Origin of the sequence: Parendozoicomonas haliclonae, from assembly GCF_900174585.1 — a bacterium.
GTDB classification, from domain to species: Bacteria; Pseudomonadota; Gammaproteobacteria; order Pseudomonadales; family Endozoicomonadaceae; genus Sansalvadorimonas; species Sansalvadorimonas haliclonae.
Map to the genome: position 1 here is coordinate 323,996 of NZ_FWPT01000005.1, position 14,758 is coordinate 338,753.

Sequence of the window (14,758 nt, forward strand, 5' to 3'; positions counted from 1 at the left end):
GCAATCTGGGGATACCGTCACGGCCGGTGATAGACATACTTGTCGAGTATTTTGCCCAAAGTGAGTATGCCCCAGTAGCCACTTAAAGCATTAAAAGCGGCACCGGCAGCGACCAGTGCACGTCGACGCCATTTGCGCTCCGGGTACTCAAGCTCCTCTCCCGTTTCCGGTGCCTGGGCGATAGTCCACCATCCTTGTGGAAACAGTCCCCACCGATAGATATAAAATGTGCCAGCAAATGCCATGGCAAAGATATCGTGATAATCCTTCAGGCCAAGGAAGATTGATGACAATTCAATCACCAGAACATCTGATAAAAGATGCAACTCCCCAAGCCCGGCAAAAATAGAGAACACCGCTGTCATGGCCGCGCTGTGAAAAATGAAGTCGGGTCTGGCCGGTGTTGATGTCAGATAATGAAATAACTCATACCCCGCATAACCGTAAGAGATCAGCGGAATAATAATGTCCATTTCTGAATCAGGCGGTGCACGTCGTAAAAACCGCTCCGGGTAATAACTATCTCGTCCAAAGTAGAGCGTGTGTGACCCTATGCCGCTAATCAATCCATGGATAAACGGGGCATTAAAGAGGCTGTCTCGATAATGGGGCATAGCCTGAAATGCCAGACCCGACAGGAAAGGTATAAGGAAGCGGTAGTTATCCCAGAGACTGTAGTTATCAAATTCACTTTTTTGGGGATCATCATTATGGGTAATCTGATAACAGTGTTTATCTGACATTTCCCGCTCAGCATTATTGCGTGTATGACCCAGCGTTATCTTCACACTGGAACTATCTGCCGCCGCTGATACCCGTATTGAATTCATATCCTTACTCCCAACAGGAATCCACTGACTGGATTTCTGCCCCTGTGTGCAAGGCTGAAGTGAAAATGAATTGTCCGATTGGGCCAGCTCTGGCAACAGCAACACTACGAAGACAACAGCTACAACATATATGCGGGACTGCAAAGACACTGTGTCAACCATCCTGATGCTTATTGTTTGGCTGAGTGAAGGTAGATGCTAACGAACGATATGCAAATACGAAGGATTTACCAATAACAACCCATAACGAATGCAACTCGTTCTCATTTGTGTGTCTATACTGCTGCTCCATTCAAGCCCTGGCGCTGCAGGACACAACTTTATGTTTTCGAGGAAGGCATAGACATGCACCCGATCAATGAATACCGCGCACAACTAAGCACTGCATTACGAATGGATCTGGATCTGGTCTCATGCAGCGGCAACAAGCTGACAAAGCGTGATGGAACTGTGGTGCTGGACTTTTTATCTCAGTATGGGGCTCTTCCTTTTGGGCATAACCCGGAATTTGCAGTTCAAGCCGTTAACCAATATCTGTCAGATCAAAAACCGGTATTTTGCCAACCGGTCATGCTTGATATCAGCAAACGGTTGGCTGAACGGTTAATAGGAGCAATGGGGGGAGCCTACCAACATTGTGTCTTTACCAACAGTGGCGCAGAAGCGGTTGAGGCGGCAATTAAACTTGCACGCATGAGGACAGGCCGTAAGAAAATCCTGTCTGTTCATAACAGCTTCCATGGGAAAACCTCAGCAGCACTGGCATGTACCGGTTCTTCACGGTATAGCGTTTCAGTGCTTGATACACCTGATTTTGATCAGATTGCTCTCAATAACAGAGATACATTAAACGACGCTTTATGTAGTAAGGAATTTGCTGCGTTTATTGTTGAGCCCGTACTTGGTGAGGGAGGCATGGTGTGTGCGGATAAAGTCTGGCTGCAGCGTGCCCGGGAACTGTGCAAAGAGACAGGAACCCTGCTCATTTTTGATGAAATCCAGACAGGCCTGGGGCGCGTGGGTGCTATATCTATGTCAATCAAACTCGGCATTGACCCGGATATCCTGCTTCTAGCTAAAGCCTTGGGGGCCGGTGTTCTTCCTTCCGGCGCGATACTCTACAACGATAGGGCCAGTTGCAGGGAGTTTGAGCGAAAACACAGCTCAACATTTGCCGGCAATGGCCTTGCTGCTGCGGCCGGACTGGCTTTGCTCGATCATTTGGAGGCGGGTCAAGGTCAAATCTTCCAGCATGTTGAAAACATCGCACGGATCATTGATCAACACTGCTTCAGACTGAAGGAACAATTTTGCGATATGTTCAATTTCTCCGGCGGTGGGCTAATGCGTGCGGTGACCATCAACGACATTCATAACACCGAAAACTATACCGTTAATTATTTGCAAAATACGGGTTATATGGGATGGATAATCTGTTCCTGGCTATTGAATCGACATTCACTGCTGGTTGCTCCGCTATTATCAAGCCCCGGGGCTATACGTATAGAACCCAATCTGAATGTGTCGGAAGAAGACATTAACACCTTGTTTATAGGTATTGAGCAGGTGTGCGAAATTATCGCCAAAGGCCGTTATGATCTTCTGCTGGCTGATCTGGTTGGAGTGGATGTTGAAACATTACCGAAGGTTAATTCTGGAAGGCCTGACTGGAAGGTAAAAACTCAACTGACTGCAGGTTCAGAGAGGGTGAAAGGCAAAACCTTCGCGTTCCTTATTCATACAACCATGGAAAAGGATGTTATTGCCAATTTTCCGAGCGTCGTAAAAGAGAACTTTCCAGAACGGGGCGTTCGTAGACTGGCCCAGCTGTTAATTAAGTTGGGTCGTATAGCCCCCAATCCCCATATTGCCCTCAAATTTACTGTCCATGGTGCTTTGGCTTCGGCCCAGGGCATTTTAATCTCCAGTCCAATCACCGCCGAGGATATGATGAAATTGCCGGCCAGTGAAAAAAAGAAACTGCTGGAGGATTGGTTGCACGTTGCCAGACAGGAAGGAGCGGAGGTTATTGGCCTTGGTGGCTATTCCTCTGTGATCAGCAAAGGGGGACTCACTGTAAAGGATCAGCTTAAGGATATAACCCTGACATCAGGTAACAGCCTGACTGCCTGTTCAACATCTGAAGCTATTCTGCAAGCCGAGGATTATGATATGCGCGGTAAGTCTGTCCTGATTATTGGTGCCAGAGGATCCGTAGGCAAGCTCATCACCGCACAGTTGAGCATGTATTGTGATGACCTCATTCTGGTAGGCCGACAAGGCAACGGGGAAAGGTTACGACGTGACCTTCTCCAATACCTTTGCAGGCAAGTCCTTTTGTGTTCATCAGAGAATGCGCTGGAAGGATCCGTTTATCAGCGATTAGACGCCTATATCACTCATCCCGATATACAAAAACTGATCAATAATATTGACGATCCCAGTCTGCTTTTGCCCTGCCAGCTTATAACCGAGCGCATTATGGCTGCAGAATATGAGCAAAAGCTTGGTCTGACATTCTTTGCTGGTGATTTTTCCGCTATCAGGGAAATACCAAAGATCGATTATGTCGTGTCCGCGACCAGTGCCGGGAAGGCCATTATTAAAGCGAATGTCTTTGGTTCTGGTACGACGATTGTCGATGTCTCAAGACCTTTTGATTTTGACATCTCAGAGAGCGGGCCAAGAGTGATTGAAGGCGGGCTTGTGCATCAGCCCTCATCCCAGAGTTATGGTGATAGCAATGTGACCGGTACACCTGCCGGAATAAACCTGGCCTGTTTATCCGAAACCATCGCTTTGGCACTTAACAGCAGCGAGGGCCATTACAGCATAGGCAAGTGTATTGATTATAAAGAGGCACAAGCCGTTATGGAGATTGCCTTGAAGCATGGCTTCACACCTGTGCACTTTAGCCACGCCCGACAGAATTGCGCCTGATAGTCATCCGTTCCTTTAAATCATTAACGATATTCGCTCGGGAGTTATGCTATGAGTGTTTTTGCCCGTGTGCTGGATAATATCTATTGGCGTTATTACCCCTATCGTTTTATGTATGGAAAATCCGGCTCGATCACTCATCTTGACGTTGATGGGTGGGAGAAGCTGCGTTTTTTTTCTGAGCCCGATGAGCTTAAAGAGATAAGCCGTAACGCAGATAAGGTCTTTCTTGGTGGGGCTGGTAATGAGTTTCTGCAATCTCTGTTCGGGCCAGAGAGTGTCTTTTTACTTGATGGTGAAAAGCACCTGCAAGCACGCAAAATCATCTCTTCAGAGCTCACGAACACCGCAGTCAGTGATATTCAGCCCTTTATCGACACAGTGATCCAAAGTGAACTCTGCCGGGTTTCGGATTGCGGTCGCACAGACCTATGCTCTTTGGCTCGGTTTATCGCACTGCGAATAATGTGCAAACTTCTCCTGAATAGACAGGATAGGGCTGTGGCGAAAAGCCTGTTTAAGCAGCTGGAGCAGCTTACCGGGTTTATGGCCAATATCGTCAGTTTCAACAAACGCTACTGGCGTGCAAGGCAGCGTATTTCGGTTGGCAGTTTTGTTGAAAGGCAGACGAACAAGCTTCGTACAACTCTTAACACGCTGATTCTTGAATCAGACCATTCATCCCAATTCATAAAAAAACTCAACTCTGTCTGTGACCATCCTGGTTTCGGCCCCAGCTTTTTGATAGATAATCTGATTTCCTGTATGACTGCTGGCTATGACACTACCGGATCAGCTCTGGCCTGGAGCCTGTTCTGGTTTGGAAGGGAAGCAGGGGAAGCCCAATATTTGCGAACAGCTGTAGCCGCCGGCGATATGAAGGCGATTAAGTATTTCCGGCAGGAAGTACTGCGTTACTGTCCACCTATTGATGTGCTGCCACGAAAATTAAGATCAGGCTGTGAACACAGCTCTGATGTATTGTCCCAGCTCGAAGAGGGTGCCGTCGCCTGTCCTTATATTCATCGAGCACACCACCGGGCTCAGACTTATCAAAATCCGGAGCGATTCTCCCCGCAGCGTTTTGCCCGTAAGGAGGGTTATTCCAACAATGAATTTTGTCCATTTGGGGCCGGTAATAGGCTGTGCCTTGGAATGAATGTCGGCAGGGTGATTATGGATCGATTGCTGACCATTCTTTGTACTGACGACTGGAATGTCTGCCTTTCCAACCATCGTTTTCGTCTGGTCCGGCGTAATGTTTCGATTTGGCCAGGATACCCATTGAAGGGCAAATTGATCCGGGGAAAGATTTCAGGGTTGTAATGCTCTGATAATTTCCTCTTCATGTTCATTTGCTGCCTATAGTCACTGTCACGACTTGACGGCAGGGTAGAGGGCTTTGGCATATTTCAAAATTCTGGAGAGATCCAGGTCTGGTCGGATAGACAAATGGGTATTTTCGCTTCTTGTGATCAGCATGCTGTCTTTACCTTTGCATGCAGAGGTTATGACCGTGGTGTCCGATGACGGGCCGGATGGATTCCCCGTGTATCTCTGGAAGCAAAAGAGCCCGGTTGCCACCGTCCATATTGCCCATGGCATGGCTGAACATGCACTGCGTTACAGCGAATTTGCCGAATATCTGGCCGGCAGGGGTTATCAGGTTATTGTCCATAATCATCGAGGTCACGGTGGACGGGGCCTGCAGGGGCACTTTTCCGATGATAATGGCTGGGAACTGGTCATTGATGATCTGCTGAAGGTGCAGCATTCATTGTCCGGTAACGAGCCTGTGTTTCTGCTGGGGCATTCCATGGGATCTTATCTCGCCCTCGGTTTTGCCCTGCGCTACGGTGAACGCCTGTCCGGGCTGATCTTATCTGGTTCAGGGTTCGATTATCGGCTGGCCGGCTATGGCGGCCTTCTGTTGCTGAAGCTTCATCGTCTACTCTTTGGTCCGCAGGCCGTATCCCGTTTTATGAACTGGTATGTGATTCAGGGGTTTCAACGCTCATTGGGGCCGGAAGCCAAATCCGGGCACTGGTTGTCCCGTGATATCGCGGAGGTGCACGCCTACCAGCAAGACCCGCATAGTGGTCATCTCTGCACCATTCAACTGTGGCATGATCTACTGACAGGCGTTTTAGAAGTATCAGCCCCGGAAAATCTGGCTCATATACCTGAGGGCTTGCCGATCTTTGCGCTGTCCGGTACGCATGATCCGCTCGGTGCAGAGGGCAAGTTTGACCGTTTACTGGAACTACTGGAGCAAAGTGGCCATTCCCGGGTTACACCAAAGCGTTATCCCGAGGGGCGTCATGAAATGTTCCATGAGCTGAACCGTCACGCGGTGTTTCAGGATGTTGAGGCGTGGATGGCAGAGCAGGTTCGGTTGCAGGCTGACTCGTTCAACTGAAGGCCATCAGAGTGCTGCTAAGGCGATCCAGTACCAAGGTGAGGTCAGCCATTTCCGGCAACAGAATAACCTGCCAGACAAACAGCAGCATCAGTACCAGTGAAGAACCCCATTTATCCAGCGAGCAGAGTTTCAACGCGGTGCCAAAAGACTTTTTTACCTCCCAGCGTTTCAAATCAATGGCACAGATCTCGTCCAGTAAAAGATGAGTCAGAAAACCAAACACAAAGAACAAACCGCAGAGGTAGGCCAACTGGATATCCAATCCCAATACATAATGGGTAATATTGGTGGTCAGAAAACCCTGGGTAAAAGCCGCCAGCAGCGAATGACTGTTGCCGCGATGATCCATCAGCCACAGGCAGGCCTTCGGGAGAATCAGGTAATAGAGCAGGGCAATACTGCCCACAATAACCGCCACCGTATAGGGCAGGGACAGGATACCTGGCAGTCGATCCGCCAGAATCCACGCGCAGAGTCCGCAGATCAACAAAAAATAGATGCGCTGGGAGATGGAGTTCTGTGAATCCAGATCCGGTGATAAGCCACCCAACGAACCGAGTGCCCACAAGACCATGGCCTGGGATGATATGGTCAGGTCAGCATAGAGTGAGGTGGTTGCCATCACGCCACTGACTAGACTGGCAGTAGCGAGATGGGCCTGAAAATTAGCCATGGGGGGAAAGACTGCAAAAGACTGATCAATAATTATACGTTCAAGTTCTTATATTTGCAGTCAGAACCTATGGCTAATCCTTTGTTTTATAACAATTTCTAATGATTATGGGCGGCGATTAATCGCCGCAACCGTCATATAGTGTTCACCAAAGCGTGGCAGCTCAAGATTCTCATGACGTGCTTCGGTTTCCGCCGGCAGCAGGTCGCGCACCATCTCCCGCTCGGTCAGTAACTCTTCTTCGGTACGCTTGATCATATCCACCAGCCATGGTTTCAGTGGCAGGCCCTGGACAATCTGGTAGCGGCCAAAGCGGCAGCGCACCGGGAACGAGAACATAATCCCTTTGCTGATACCGTAACTGCCATCGCTTGGTACGACCATGCTGACATAGTCATCACCGTGGGTGCCATTTACCCAGCTGTTCATATGGTCAAGAGCAGCACTGGCAGCAGACAGACTGCTGGACTGACCACACATCTGGATAATTTCTGCGCCACGCTGCTGGATTCGTCCAACAAACTCGTTCTGGTACCACTGCTGATCCACCAGTTCCGTTAACGGCTGACCAAAGATATTGCCATGGGTGATATCCGGAACCATGGTCGCGGAGTGATTGCCCCAAACAGCCAGCTTGCGAATATCAGAGGCATTGGTGCCGGTGCGGCTGGCCAGAATCCCGGCCATACGGTTATGGTCCAGTCGGCTCATGGCCGTGAACTGTGTTGGATGCAGATCCGGCGCATTGCGGCTGGCGATCAGAGCGTTGGTGTTGCAAGGGTTACCAACCACAAGAACACGGACATTTGGGTTGGCATGGTCATTGATCTGCCGTCCCTGCACACTGAAGATTTCTGCGTTGATACGCATCAGGTCAGAGCGTTCCATGCCTTTGGTACGCGGGCGAGCGCCGATCAGAATGGCGTAATCAGTATCCTGAAAACCAGTCGCCGGATCACTGTGCAGGGTAATTTCATGTACCAGTGGGAAAGCACAGTCTTCCAGTTCCATAGCGACGCCACGCAGCTGGTCCATGGCAGTGGGAAGCTCAATCAGTTGCAGGATCACTGGCTGATCCGGACCCAGCATGGCGCCAGATCCAAGACGAGATAACAGTGCCCGGCCAATACTGCCGGCGGCACCAGTCACTGCAACACGTACAGGGCTTCTCATAACATCGTTCTCTATAAGAATTGAGCGCTGAAGTGTAGTGATATTCCAATTAAGTGTTATGAGAGAGAGCAGTAAAACCGCAAATAACAGGCAGAAAACCGAAATTCAGACTTGTTTATCACACGGCTTTTGCCGGGGTATTTTCGGACGGGAGTGAAGAAAGATAAAAAAGACAGGAGGTTAGGGGCCGAAAGCGTCTTCCGGCCCGGGTCATTATCAGGATTTACCTACCCGAACTGCCAACACATCACAGTTCGCACCATGAAGGATGCTGGTTGAAGTAGAACCAAGAATCAGTGCAAGCCCATGACGGCCGTGGCTGCCGACTACGATCAGATCAATATCGGACTCTTCGGCAATACGGTGGACTTCCCGCTCTGGACGACCATAAACGACATGCTGCTCACCTTTTTCAATATTGATCTTGTCGGCAAGGCGGGCAATGCGCTCTCGGGCCTGCTCGGTGATTTCATCCTGCAGAGTGGTGAGGTCGAGAGGGATATCGCTGCCATAGGCAACACTTAAAGGCTCAACCACATGTACCAGAGTCAGCCTGGCACTGTTCTTTTCGGCAATACTGCGCGCTTTTTCCAGTACAACATCGGCTTCTTCGGTGAGGTCGATGGCAACAAGAATATGTTTATAAAGGCTCATGATCACTCCCCCTGGGGTTCGTTAGTCTTGTTGTGGTGTCGAAAGGTGGTTGGGGTTGGAACTGACTCAGCCCGCCCACCCGAGTGTTCTTTACCGGTACTCAGATTGCCGGTTACCGGTTGAAATGGCAAATGCGCTGACAGATACTGCCTGCCAAGCATTGCGTCTGAGGGGAGAACATTCACGCTGTTCATTTTTAGCCTCCCTTTAGACTCGATTCCAGTCTAAATCAAAATCAATAACAACGTATGATCTGGCTCATTATTTTACTGGTTATTCTGTTTATTGCCGGAAATATTCTCTGGCTTTTGCCTTCTTCAGATGAACGACGCCGGATGAAACTCAGAACCGAGGCCATGGGCAGAGGACTAAGTGTCCGTATGCCACCAATGGCTGATGATTTACCAGAGGCTTGCGCGAAGCCAAGAAGTCAGTGGTATGAATACGGTCTGCTGGCAGTCTCACCCGATAATGCTTTGGAAGAGCGGCAGGCCTGGCTAAACCATGCCAAAGATACCGGCGGTCATGACGAGTTGTTTGCATTGCTCAGAGATATGCCTGAGGGAGTCATGCGTGTGAAGCACACACCAGAAGGACTGTTTGTGCTCTGGAATGAACAGGGTGACAGTGCTGATCTTGAGCACATAATCACATTGCTGAACGACAATCTCAGACAGAACGGCTAGGGATTCCTGCGGGCATCAACCTGAAATGCCTGCAGTAATGTTAAGCGACGTTTGTCTCGTTCGTTCGGCACAGTTTCTAATAGGGCAGCCCTGACATCCGGCCCCGGAAACAGACGAATCAGATTACTGATACTGCCGCCGGAATCATCACGCTGAATCAGCGCGCCAATTTTATCGCCGCACAGGCGAATAAACTCAGCAGGAGCACCCCCGCATACTCGTCGGACACAGGCTGTCAGTAGTTCATGCCTTGCTTCTGTCATGGTAGGGATAAATCCGTGGAGAAGAAGACTCTCTATCCGTTCACCCACGATCCGGACGATATCCCCAGGCTCCATCTGTTCGAGCATGGGAATAGCGGCCGCATAATGGAAATGATCAATTAACGCAGTAAAGAGTGCCTTTTTGTGGCAGGCATTGTCCGCTATGTAGTGCTGAAGGCTGTTTATAGCCCTGTTCCCATATTCACTATCGGGCTTGGAGTGCGCGAGACGTGTTATAAGGTCTTCATCAAGCAGATTATGTTGATGTAAAAATCCAAGAACGGTATTGAAAATATCCAGGGGCATTAAATAGCCCTGGCGAATAAACGTCTGCTTCAGAATATTCCGTATTTCATCACTGTCGGGGAGCTGTAGCAGTAAATCACTGAGGACGCTTTCGGCAGGCGGCATTAACAGCAAGTACTCGAACAGCACTCTGGACGCCTGAGGGCATCGGACAAGACTGGACAGCAGCTCCCTGGTGGATGGCGTCGACGGTTCCGGATTCTCATTTTTTAGAACCATCATCGCTACTGCTGGCCTGGACCGACAATATTCAAGGAAGTGATCAGTCGTAGGGCATGCTGAGTGACTGGCCAGTGCCTGCAGAGCCCTTTGGTATTGCTCTCTTGCCTGCTGATCCTGCTCCTCACGCTCTTGGGCTCTTTTTTGTTGTTCCTGCTTTTGTTCAAAAGTAATGATTCGGGAGAACGCCAGCTGCCTATAAATTTCAGGGAGCTGTTCCCCGGATTGGGGCAGTGGAAGGCTATGTTCGATCAAATAGAGAACCCGTGTTCTTACAGCGTCTGTTTCCCGATCATAAATTTGTCTGGCAACAGGCTGATTCTGAACAGGGATAATCTGCTTTAAAACCACCTGTGCCCGCTGCCAGAGAGTATCGTCATTTGACGATTCGGAGGTATCAGCGGGTTGGGCGATCTGATACATAGACTTTGCTGAAAGCGAGGCAGAGAATTGCATAACGGATGATCCGGAAACGGGGTAATCAGGTGTTTGAGACTCTGTCTGCGGATGAGTTCACCAGAGCACCTAAGAATCAGGTTACCCGCAATAACACCAGCTTAAGATCATAAAGGGAGCAGGTCATCGCTCCTTGAAAAAGCGAGAATCACCTACGTACACTCCACAGTTCTACATAGTAAAAACCTTGACAAGCAGACCTATTTGTTTGAAGGTGTCGCTGCCTGATTCAAACGCTTGTATGAATTCATGCTTTCATGAGAATAAGGCACAGGAAGTGGAACAACACAGGGATAGGGTGCGGACTTACTGGCCGCTCCGGGTGAATAAGAATTTTGTGTCACTACCTATCTGAGGGCGGCCGGTCTGTCTAAAGGATTCGTGGTGGCTTTATAACAGGCCCAGTATCCAAAACGCGTGGAGAAAAGTTGATGATCTATGATGGCAGCGCTATCACAGTAAAATTACTGGACGATGGCATCGCTCAGCTCGACTTCAACCTGCAGGGGGAGTCAGTCAACAAATTTAACAGAGTTACTCTTGAAGAACTCAAGCAGGCCACTGAAGTACTTCAGGCAGCTATTCAAGAGAGTGCTGATGTTAAAGGTGTTGTCGTCACCAGTTCCAAGGATGTGTTCATCGTTGGTGCTGATATCACCGAATTCACCGAAATGTTTGCCCTGCCGGAAGAAGAACTGGTAGAAGGCACCGTCGCCACCAACGCTATTTTCAGCGCCTTTGAAGACCTCAACGTACCAACCGCAGTGGCCATTAACGGTATTGCTCTGGGTGGTGGTTTCGAGATGTGTCTCGCGGCTGATTACCGTGTTATGTCCGCCAAGGCCAAGGTTGGTCTGCCGGAAGTGAAGCTGGGTATCTTCCCGGGCTTCGGTGGTACCGTACGTATGAGCCGTCTGGTCGGCTGCGATAACGCCATTGAGTGGATCGCCGGTGGTGCAGAGAACCGTGCTGATGCCGCCCTGAAGGTGGGTGCTGTTGATGCCGTTGTCGCTCCTGAAAAGCTGTTTGAAGCGACAGTTGATCTGGTGAAGCGTGCTATCTCCGGCGAGCTGGACTACAAGGCCAAGCGTCAGGAAAAACTGGACCCGATCAAGCTGCCAATGATGGAACAGATGATGGCGTTCAACTCTGCCATCGGTTTCGTAGCTGGCAAGGCGGGCCCGAACTACCCGGCGCCGGTAACAGCCATCAAGACTATCCAGAAGCACTGTGGCAAGAAGCGTGATGACGCCATCCGCATCGAAGCCAAAGGCTTCGCCAAAATGGCCAAGACCAGCGTTGCCCAAAACCTGGTAGGTCTGTTCCTGAACGACCAGGCCCTGAAGAAGACCGCCAAGGACTTCGAGCGGAAGGCTGGCAAGGTTGAGCAGGCTGCGGTACTGGGTGCCGGCATCATGGGTGGCGGTATTGCATACCAGTCCGCTCTGAAAGGCACGCCAATCATCATGAAGGACATCAACCAGGCCGGTATCGATCTGGGTCTGAATGAAGCCAAGAAGCTGCTGTCCAAGCGTGTGTCCCGCAAGAAGATGGACGCCGACAAGATGGGCGACGTCCTCAACGCTATCAAGCCAACTCTGTCCTACGGTGATTTCGAGACCGTTGACGTGGTTGTTGAAGCTGTTGTTGAGAACGTGAAGGTCAAGCACGCAGTTCTGGCTGAGGTGGAAAAGCATGTTAAGCCAGGCACTGTTCTGACGTCCAACACCTCCACAATCTCCATCACCAAGCTGGCAGAAGCCCTTGAGCGTCCGGAAGATTTCTGTGGCATGCACTTCTTCAACCCGGTACACATGATGCCGCTGGTTGAGGTTATCCGCGGTGAGAAGTCCAGCGAAGAAACCATTGCGACCACCGTGAAGTACGCCAAGCAGATGGGCAAGACTCCGGTTGTTGTCAACGACTGCCCGGGCTTCCTGGTTAACCGTGTCCTGTTCCCTTACTTTGGCGGCTTTGCCGGCCTGCTGCGTGACGGTGCCGACTTCCAGAAAGTCGATAAGGTGATGGAGAAGTTTGGCTGGCCGATGGGCCCTGCCTACCTGATGGACGTTGTTGGCATCGACACCGGCGTTCACGCTGAAGGCGTAATGGCTGAAGGCTTCCCTGAGCGTATGGGTCGTGACTTCAAGAGCGCCGTTGATGTGATGTTCGAGAACGAGCGCTACGGCCAGAAGAACAATATTGGTTTTTACAAGTACGAAACTGACAAGAAAGGCAAGCCGAAGAAGGTTGTTGATCAGTCCACTTACGATCTGATCGCTCCAGTGTGCGCCGAGAGCAAGGACTTTGAAGCGGATGACATCATCGCCCGTATGATGATCCCTATGTGCCTGGAAGTTGTGCGCTGCCTGGAAGACAACATCGTTGAAACCCCGGCTGATGCAGATATGGGTCTGATCTTCGGTGTGGGCTTCCCTCCATTCCGCGGTGGTGCGATTCGCTACATCGAGGAAATGGGCCTGCAGAACTTTGTAGACCTGTGCGACAAGTACGCTGATCTTGGCCCGCTGTACGCGCCGACCGAGAATCTGCGCAAGATGGCCGCTGAAGGCAAGACTTTCTACTAAGGAGCGATTGAAGATGAGTCTGAATCCAAGAGACGCGGTTATCGTCGACGCAGTGCGTACCCCAATGGGTCGCTCCAGAAACGGTATGTTCCGCAACGTCCGTGCTGAGAAGCTCTCCGCTGAACTGATCCGCGCGCTGATGGCCCGTAACCCGAACTGGAACACCGCAGAAACAGAAGATGTGATCTGGGGCTGTGTGAACCAGACCAAAGAGCAGGGCATGAACATTGCCCGTAACGCTGCGATGCTGGCCGAGCTGCCACGCACCGTTGCTGCTCAAACCGTCAACCGTCTGTGTGGTTCTTCCATGCAGGCACTGCACACTGCCACTCAGGGCATCATGACCGGTAACGGTGATGTGTTTGTTGTTGGTGGTGTTGAGCACATGGGCCATGTTGCCATGGACCACGGTATCGACCTGAACCCGGAAGGCTCCAAGCACTACGCCAAGGCCTCCAACATGATGGGTCTGACCGCTGAGCTACTGGGCCAGATGAACGGCATCAGCCGTCAGATGCAGGACGAGTTCGGTCTGCGCTCCCACCAGAAAGCCTGGGAAGCCACTCAGGAAGGTCGCTGGAAGAACGAGATCATTGGTATCGAAGGCCACAACGCCGACGGTTTCAAAGTAATGTGCAACATTGATGAAGTGATCCGTCCGGAAACAACTCTGGAAGGTCTGCAGGGTCTGCGCCCGGTATTTGATCCGAAGAACGGCACCGTGACTGCCGGTACGTCCTCCGCACTGTCCGATGGTGCTTCTGCACTGCTGGTAATGTCTGCTGAGCGTGCCCAGGCACTCGGTCTGAATATCCGTGCCAAGGTACGCAGCATGGCCGTTGCCGGCTGTGAAGCCGCTGTTATGGGTCGTGGCCCGGTTCCTGCTACCCAGAAGGCGCTGGCGCGTGCTGGCCTGAGCATCGACGATATTGATATCTTCGAGCTGAACGAAGCCTTTGCTGCACAGGGGCTGGCGGTAATGAAGGAACTGAAAATCCTTGACCGCATGGAAGACAAGATCAACCTGAACGGCGGCGCGATCGCACTGGGTCACCCACTGGGCTGCTCCGGCGCACGTATCACCGGTACTCTGCTGAACGTGATGGAAGGTAAGGACGCGAAGTTCGGTCTGGCCACCATGTGTATCGGTCTGGGTCAGGGCATCGCAACGGTTATTGAGCGCGTTTAAGCCTTAATTAAACCCGCGCGTTAACCATCCACCACCAGAGCTTTGACTGTAGAGCTCTGGTGGCTTTATTCCTGTATCCGCTAATAATGGGCTGATTCGGCCCCCAGCCTGTCTGTATTTCCACCCAGCACTCATATCAACGCTCATTGCGCCCTGTGTTCAGCCTCCTATATAAAGGAAGGGGTCTGCTAAGGCGGGATTATTGTTGTTTGTTTTGTTCAGACTGCCGTGGTTAACTGAAAAGGCTCTGTTCACCGTAATCACCGGTATTTATTTACAACCGGGTAAAGCACAGCTAAAGATGAACAGGGTGAGAGAAGGAATTTTCCGTACCAGCAGCGACCGCCAGCCCCAATTTT

The 14,758-nt window shown here is 50.8% G+C and carries 11 protein-coding genes; 6 read left to right on the forward strand and 5 right to left on the reverse strand.

Annotation, left to right across the window (positions count from 1 at the left end; translation table 11 throughout):
- Positions 1 to 17 precede the first annotated feature (17 nt).
- Positions 18 to 830: a TLC domain-containing protein gene (locus tag EHSB41UT_RS12765; RefSeq protein WP_133060502.1), complete on the reverse strand. Its 813-nt coding sequence runs from the start codon at positions 828 to 830 to the stop codon at positions 18 to 20.
- Positions 831 to 1,223: 393 nt separating this feature from the next.
- Between EHSB41UT_RS12765 and EHSB41UT_RS12770 the strand changes: the two genes are divergently transcribed.
- The 3 genes from EHSB41UT_RS12770 to EHSB41UT_RS12780 all read left to right on the forward strand — a co-directional run bounded on the left by EHSB41UT_RS12770 (position 1,224) and on the right by EHSB41UT_RS12780 (position 6,189).
- Positions 1,224 to 3,770: an aminotransferase class III-fold pyridoxal phosphate-dependent enzyme gene (locus EHSB41UT_RS12770; protein WP_207626633.1), complete on the forward strand. Its 2,547-nt coding sequence runs from the start codon at positions 1,224 to 1,226 to the stop codon at positions 3,768 to 3,770.
- Positions 3,771 to 3,821: 51 nt separating this feature from the next.
- Positions 3,822 to 5,096, forward strand: a complete 1,275-nt coding sequence (locus EHSB41UT_RS12775; protein WP_087110400.1) for a cytochrome P450 — start codon at positions 3,822 to 3,824, stop codon at positions 5,094 to 5,096.
- Positions 5,097 to 5,280: 184 nt separating this feature from the next.
- A complete protein-coding gene (locus EHSB41UT_RS12780; RefSeq protein ID WP_165767254.1) occupies positions 5,281 to 6,189 on the forward strand; it encodes an alpha/beta fold hydrolase in 909 nt (302 codons plus the stop codon).
- Here the strand turns inward: EHSB41UT_RS12780 and EHSB41UT_RS12785 are convergent.
- From EHSB41UT_RS12785 to EHSB41UT_RS12795, 3 genes are all read right to left on the reverse strand, one after another.
- The gene (locus EHSB41UT_RS12785) at positions 6,182 to 6,865 is read right to left on the reverse strand and encodes a metal-dependent hydrolase (RefSeq protein ID WP_087110404.1); all 684 of its coding nucleotides are present in this window, start codon (positions 6,863 to 6,865) and stop codon (positions 6,182 to 6,184) included. The two genes, EHSB41UT_RS12780 and EHSB41UT_RS12785, sit on opposite strands and share 8 nt — an antisense overlap.
- A 105-nt stretch (positions 6,866 to 6,970) precedes the next feature.
- Positions 6,971 to 8,038, reverse strand: coding sequence for a malate dehydrogenase (locus EHSB41UT_RS12790; protein ID WP_087110406.1), 1,068 nt, complete (start codon positions 8,036 to 8,038; stop codon positions 6,971 to 6,973).
- A gap of 216 nt (positions 8,039 to 8,254) precedes the next feature.
- The gene (locus EHSB41UT_RS12795; protein ID WP_087110408.1) at positions 8,255 to 8,692 is read right to left on the reverse strand and encodes a universal stress protein; all 438 of its coding nucleotides are present in this window, start codon (positions 8,690 to 8,692) and stop codon (positions 8,255 to 8,257) included.
- A 248-nt stretch (positions 8,693 to 8,940) separates the two neighbouring features.
- On the opposite strand from EHSB41UT_RS12795, the gene EHSB41UT_RS12800 reads away from it, so the two are divergent.
- The gene (locus EHSB41UT_RS12800) at positions 8,941 to 9,378 is read left to right on the forward strand and encodes a hypothetical protein (protein WP_087110410.1); all 438 of its coding nucleotides are present in this window, start codon (positions 8,941 to 8,943) and stop codon (positions 9,376 to 9,378) included.
- On the opposite strand, the gene EHSB41UT_RS12805 is transcribed toward EHSB41UT_RS12800, so the two are convergent.
- On the reverse strand, positions 9,375 to 10,622 hold the full coding sequence (locus tag EHSB41UT_RS12805) for a hypothetical protein (RefSeq protein WP_087110412.1): 1,248 nt from the start codon (positions 10,620 to 10,622) through the stop codon (positions 9,375 to 9,377). The genes EHSB41UT_RS12800 and EHSB41UT_RS12805 overlap by 4 nt on opposite strands.
- 431 nt (positions 10,623 to 11,053) lie before the next feature.
- Here EHSB41UT_RS12805 and fadB point away from each other — a divergent pair, with 431 nt between their 5' ends.
- Together fadB and fadA are read left to right on the forward strand one after the other, a co-directional pair.
- Positions 11,054 to 13,210: a fatty acid oxidation complex subunit alpha FadB gene (gene fadB, locus EHSB41UT_RS12810; RefSeq protein WP_087110414.1), complete on the forward strand. Its 2,157-nt coding sequence runs from the start codon at positions 11,054 to 11,056 to the stop codon at positions 13,208 to 13,210.
- Positions 13,211 to 13,223: 13 nt separating this feature from the next.
- A complete protein-coding gene (gene fadA / locus EHSB41UT_RS12815; protein WP_087110416.1) occupies positions 13,224 to 14,399 on the forward strand; it encodes an acetyl-CoA C-acyltransferase FadA in 1,176 nt (391 codons plus the stop codon).
- Positions 14,400 to 14,758: the final 359 nt, after the last annotated feature.

What these genes read in the sequence shown, in the direction of transcription:
- EHSB41UT_RS12795 (WP_087110408.1), bottom strand. Translation starts at nt 8,692, where the DNA reads ATGAGCCTTTATAAACATATTCTTGTTGCCATCGACCTCACCGAAGAA.
- EHSB41UT_RS12770 (WP_207626633.1), top strand. Translation starts at nt 1,224, where the DNA reads ATGGATCTGGATCTGGTCTCATGCAGCGGCAACAAGCTGACAAAGCGT.
- EHSB41UT_RS12765 (WP_133060502.1), bottom strand. Translation starts at nt 830, where the DNA reads ATGAATTCAATACGGGTATCAGCGGCGGCAGATAGTTCCAGTGTGAAG.
- fadA (WP_087110416.1), top strand. Translation starts at nt 13,224, where the DNA reads ATGAGTCTGAATCCAAGAGACGCGGTTATCGTCGACGCAGTGCGTACC.
- EHSB41UT_RS12805 (WP_087110412.1), bottom strand. Translation starts at nt 10,622, where the DNA reads ATGCAATTCTCTGCCTCGCTTTCAGCAAAGTCTATGTATCAGATCGCC.
- EHSB41UT_RS12800 (WP_087110410.1), top strand. Translation starts at nt 8,941, where the DNA reads ATGATCTGGCTCATTATTTTACTGGTTATTCTGTTTATTGCCGGAAAT.
- EHSB41UT_RS12785 (WP_087110404.1), bottom strand. Translation starts at nt 6,865, where the DNA reads ATGGCTAATTTTCAGGCCCATCTCGCTACTGCCAGTCTAGTCAGTGGC.
- fadB (WP_087110414.1), top strand. Translation starts at nt 11,054, where the DNA reads ATGATCTATGATGGCAGCGCTATCACAGTAAAATTACTGGACGATGGC.
- EHSB41UT_RS12790 (WP_087110406.1), bottom strand. Translation starts at nt 8,038, where the DNA reads ATGAGAAGCCCTGTACGTGTTGCAGTGACTGGTGCCGCCGGCAGTATT.
- EHSB41UT_RS12780 (WP_165767254.1), top strand. Translation starts at nt 5,281, where the DNA reads ATGACCGTGGTGTCCGATGACGGGCCGGATGGATTCCCCGTGTATCTC.
- EHSB41UT_RS12775 (WP_087110400.1), top strand. Translation starts at nt 3,822, where the DNA reads ATGAGTGTTTTTGCCCGTGTGCTGGATAATATCTATTGGCGTTATTAC.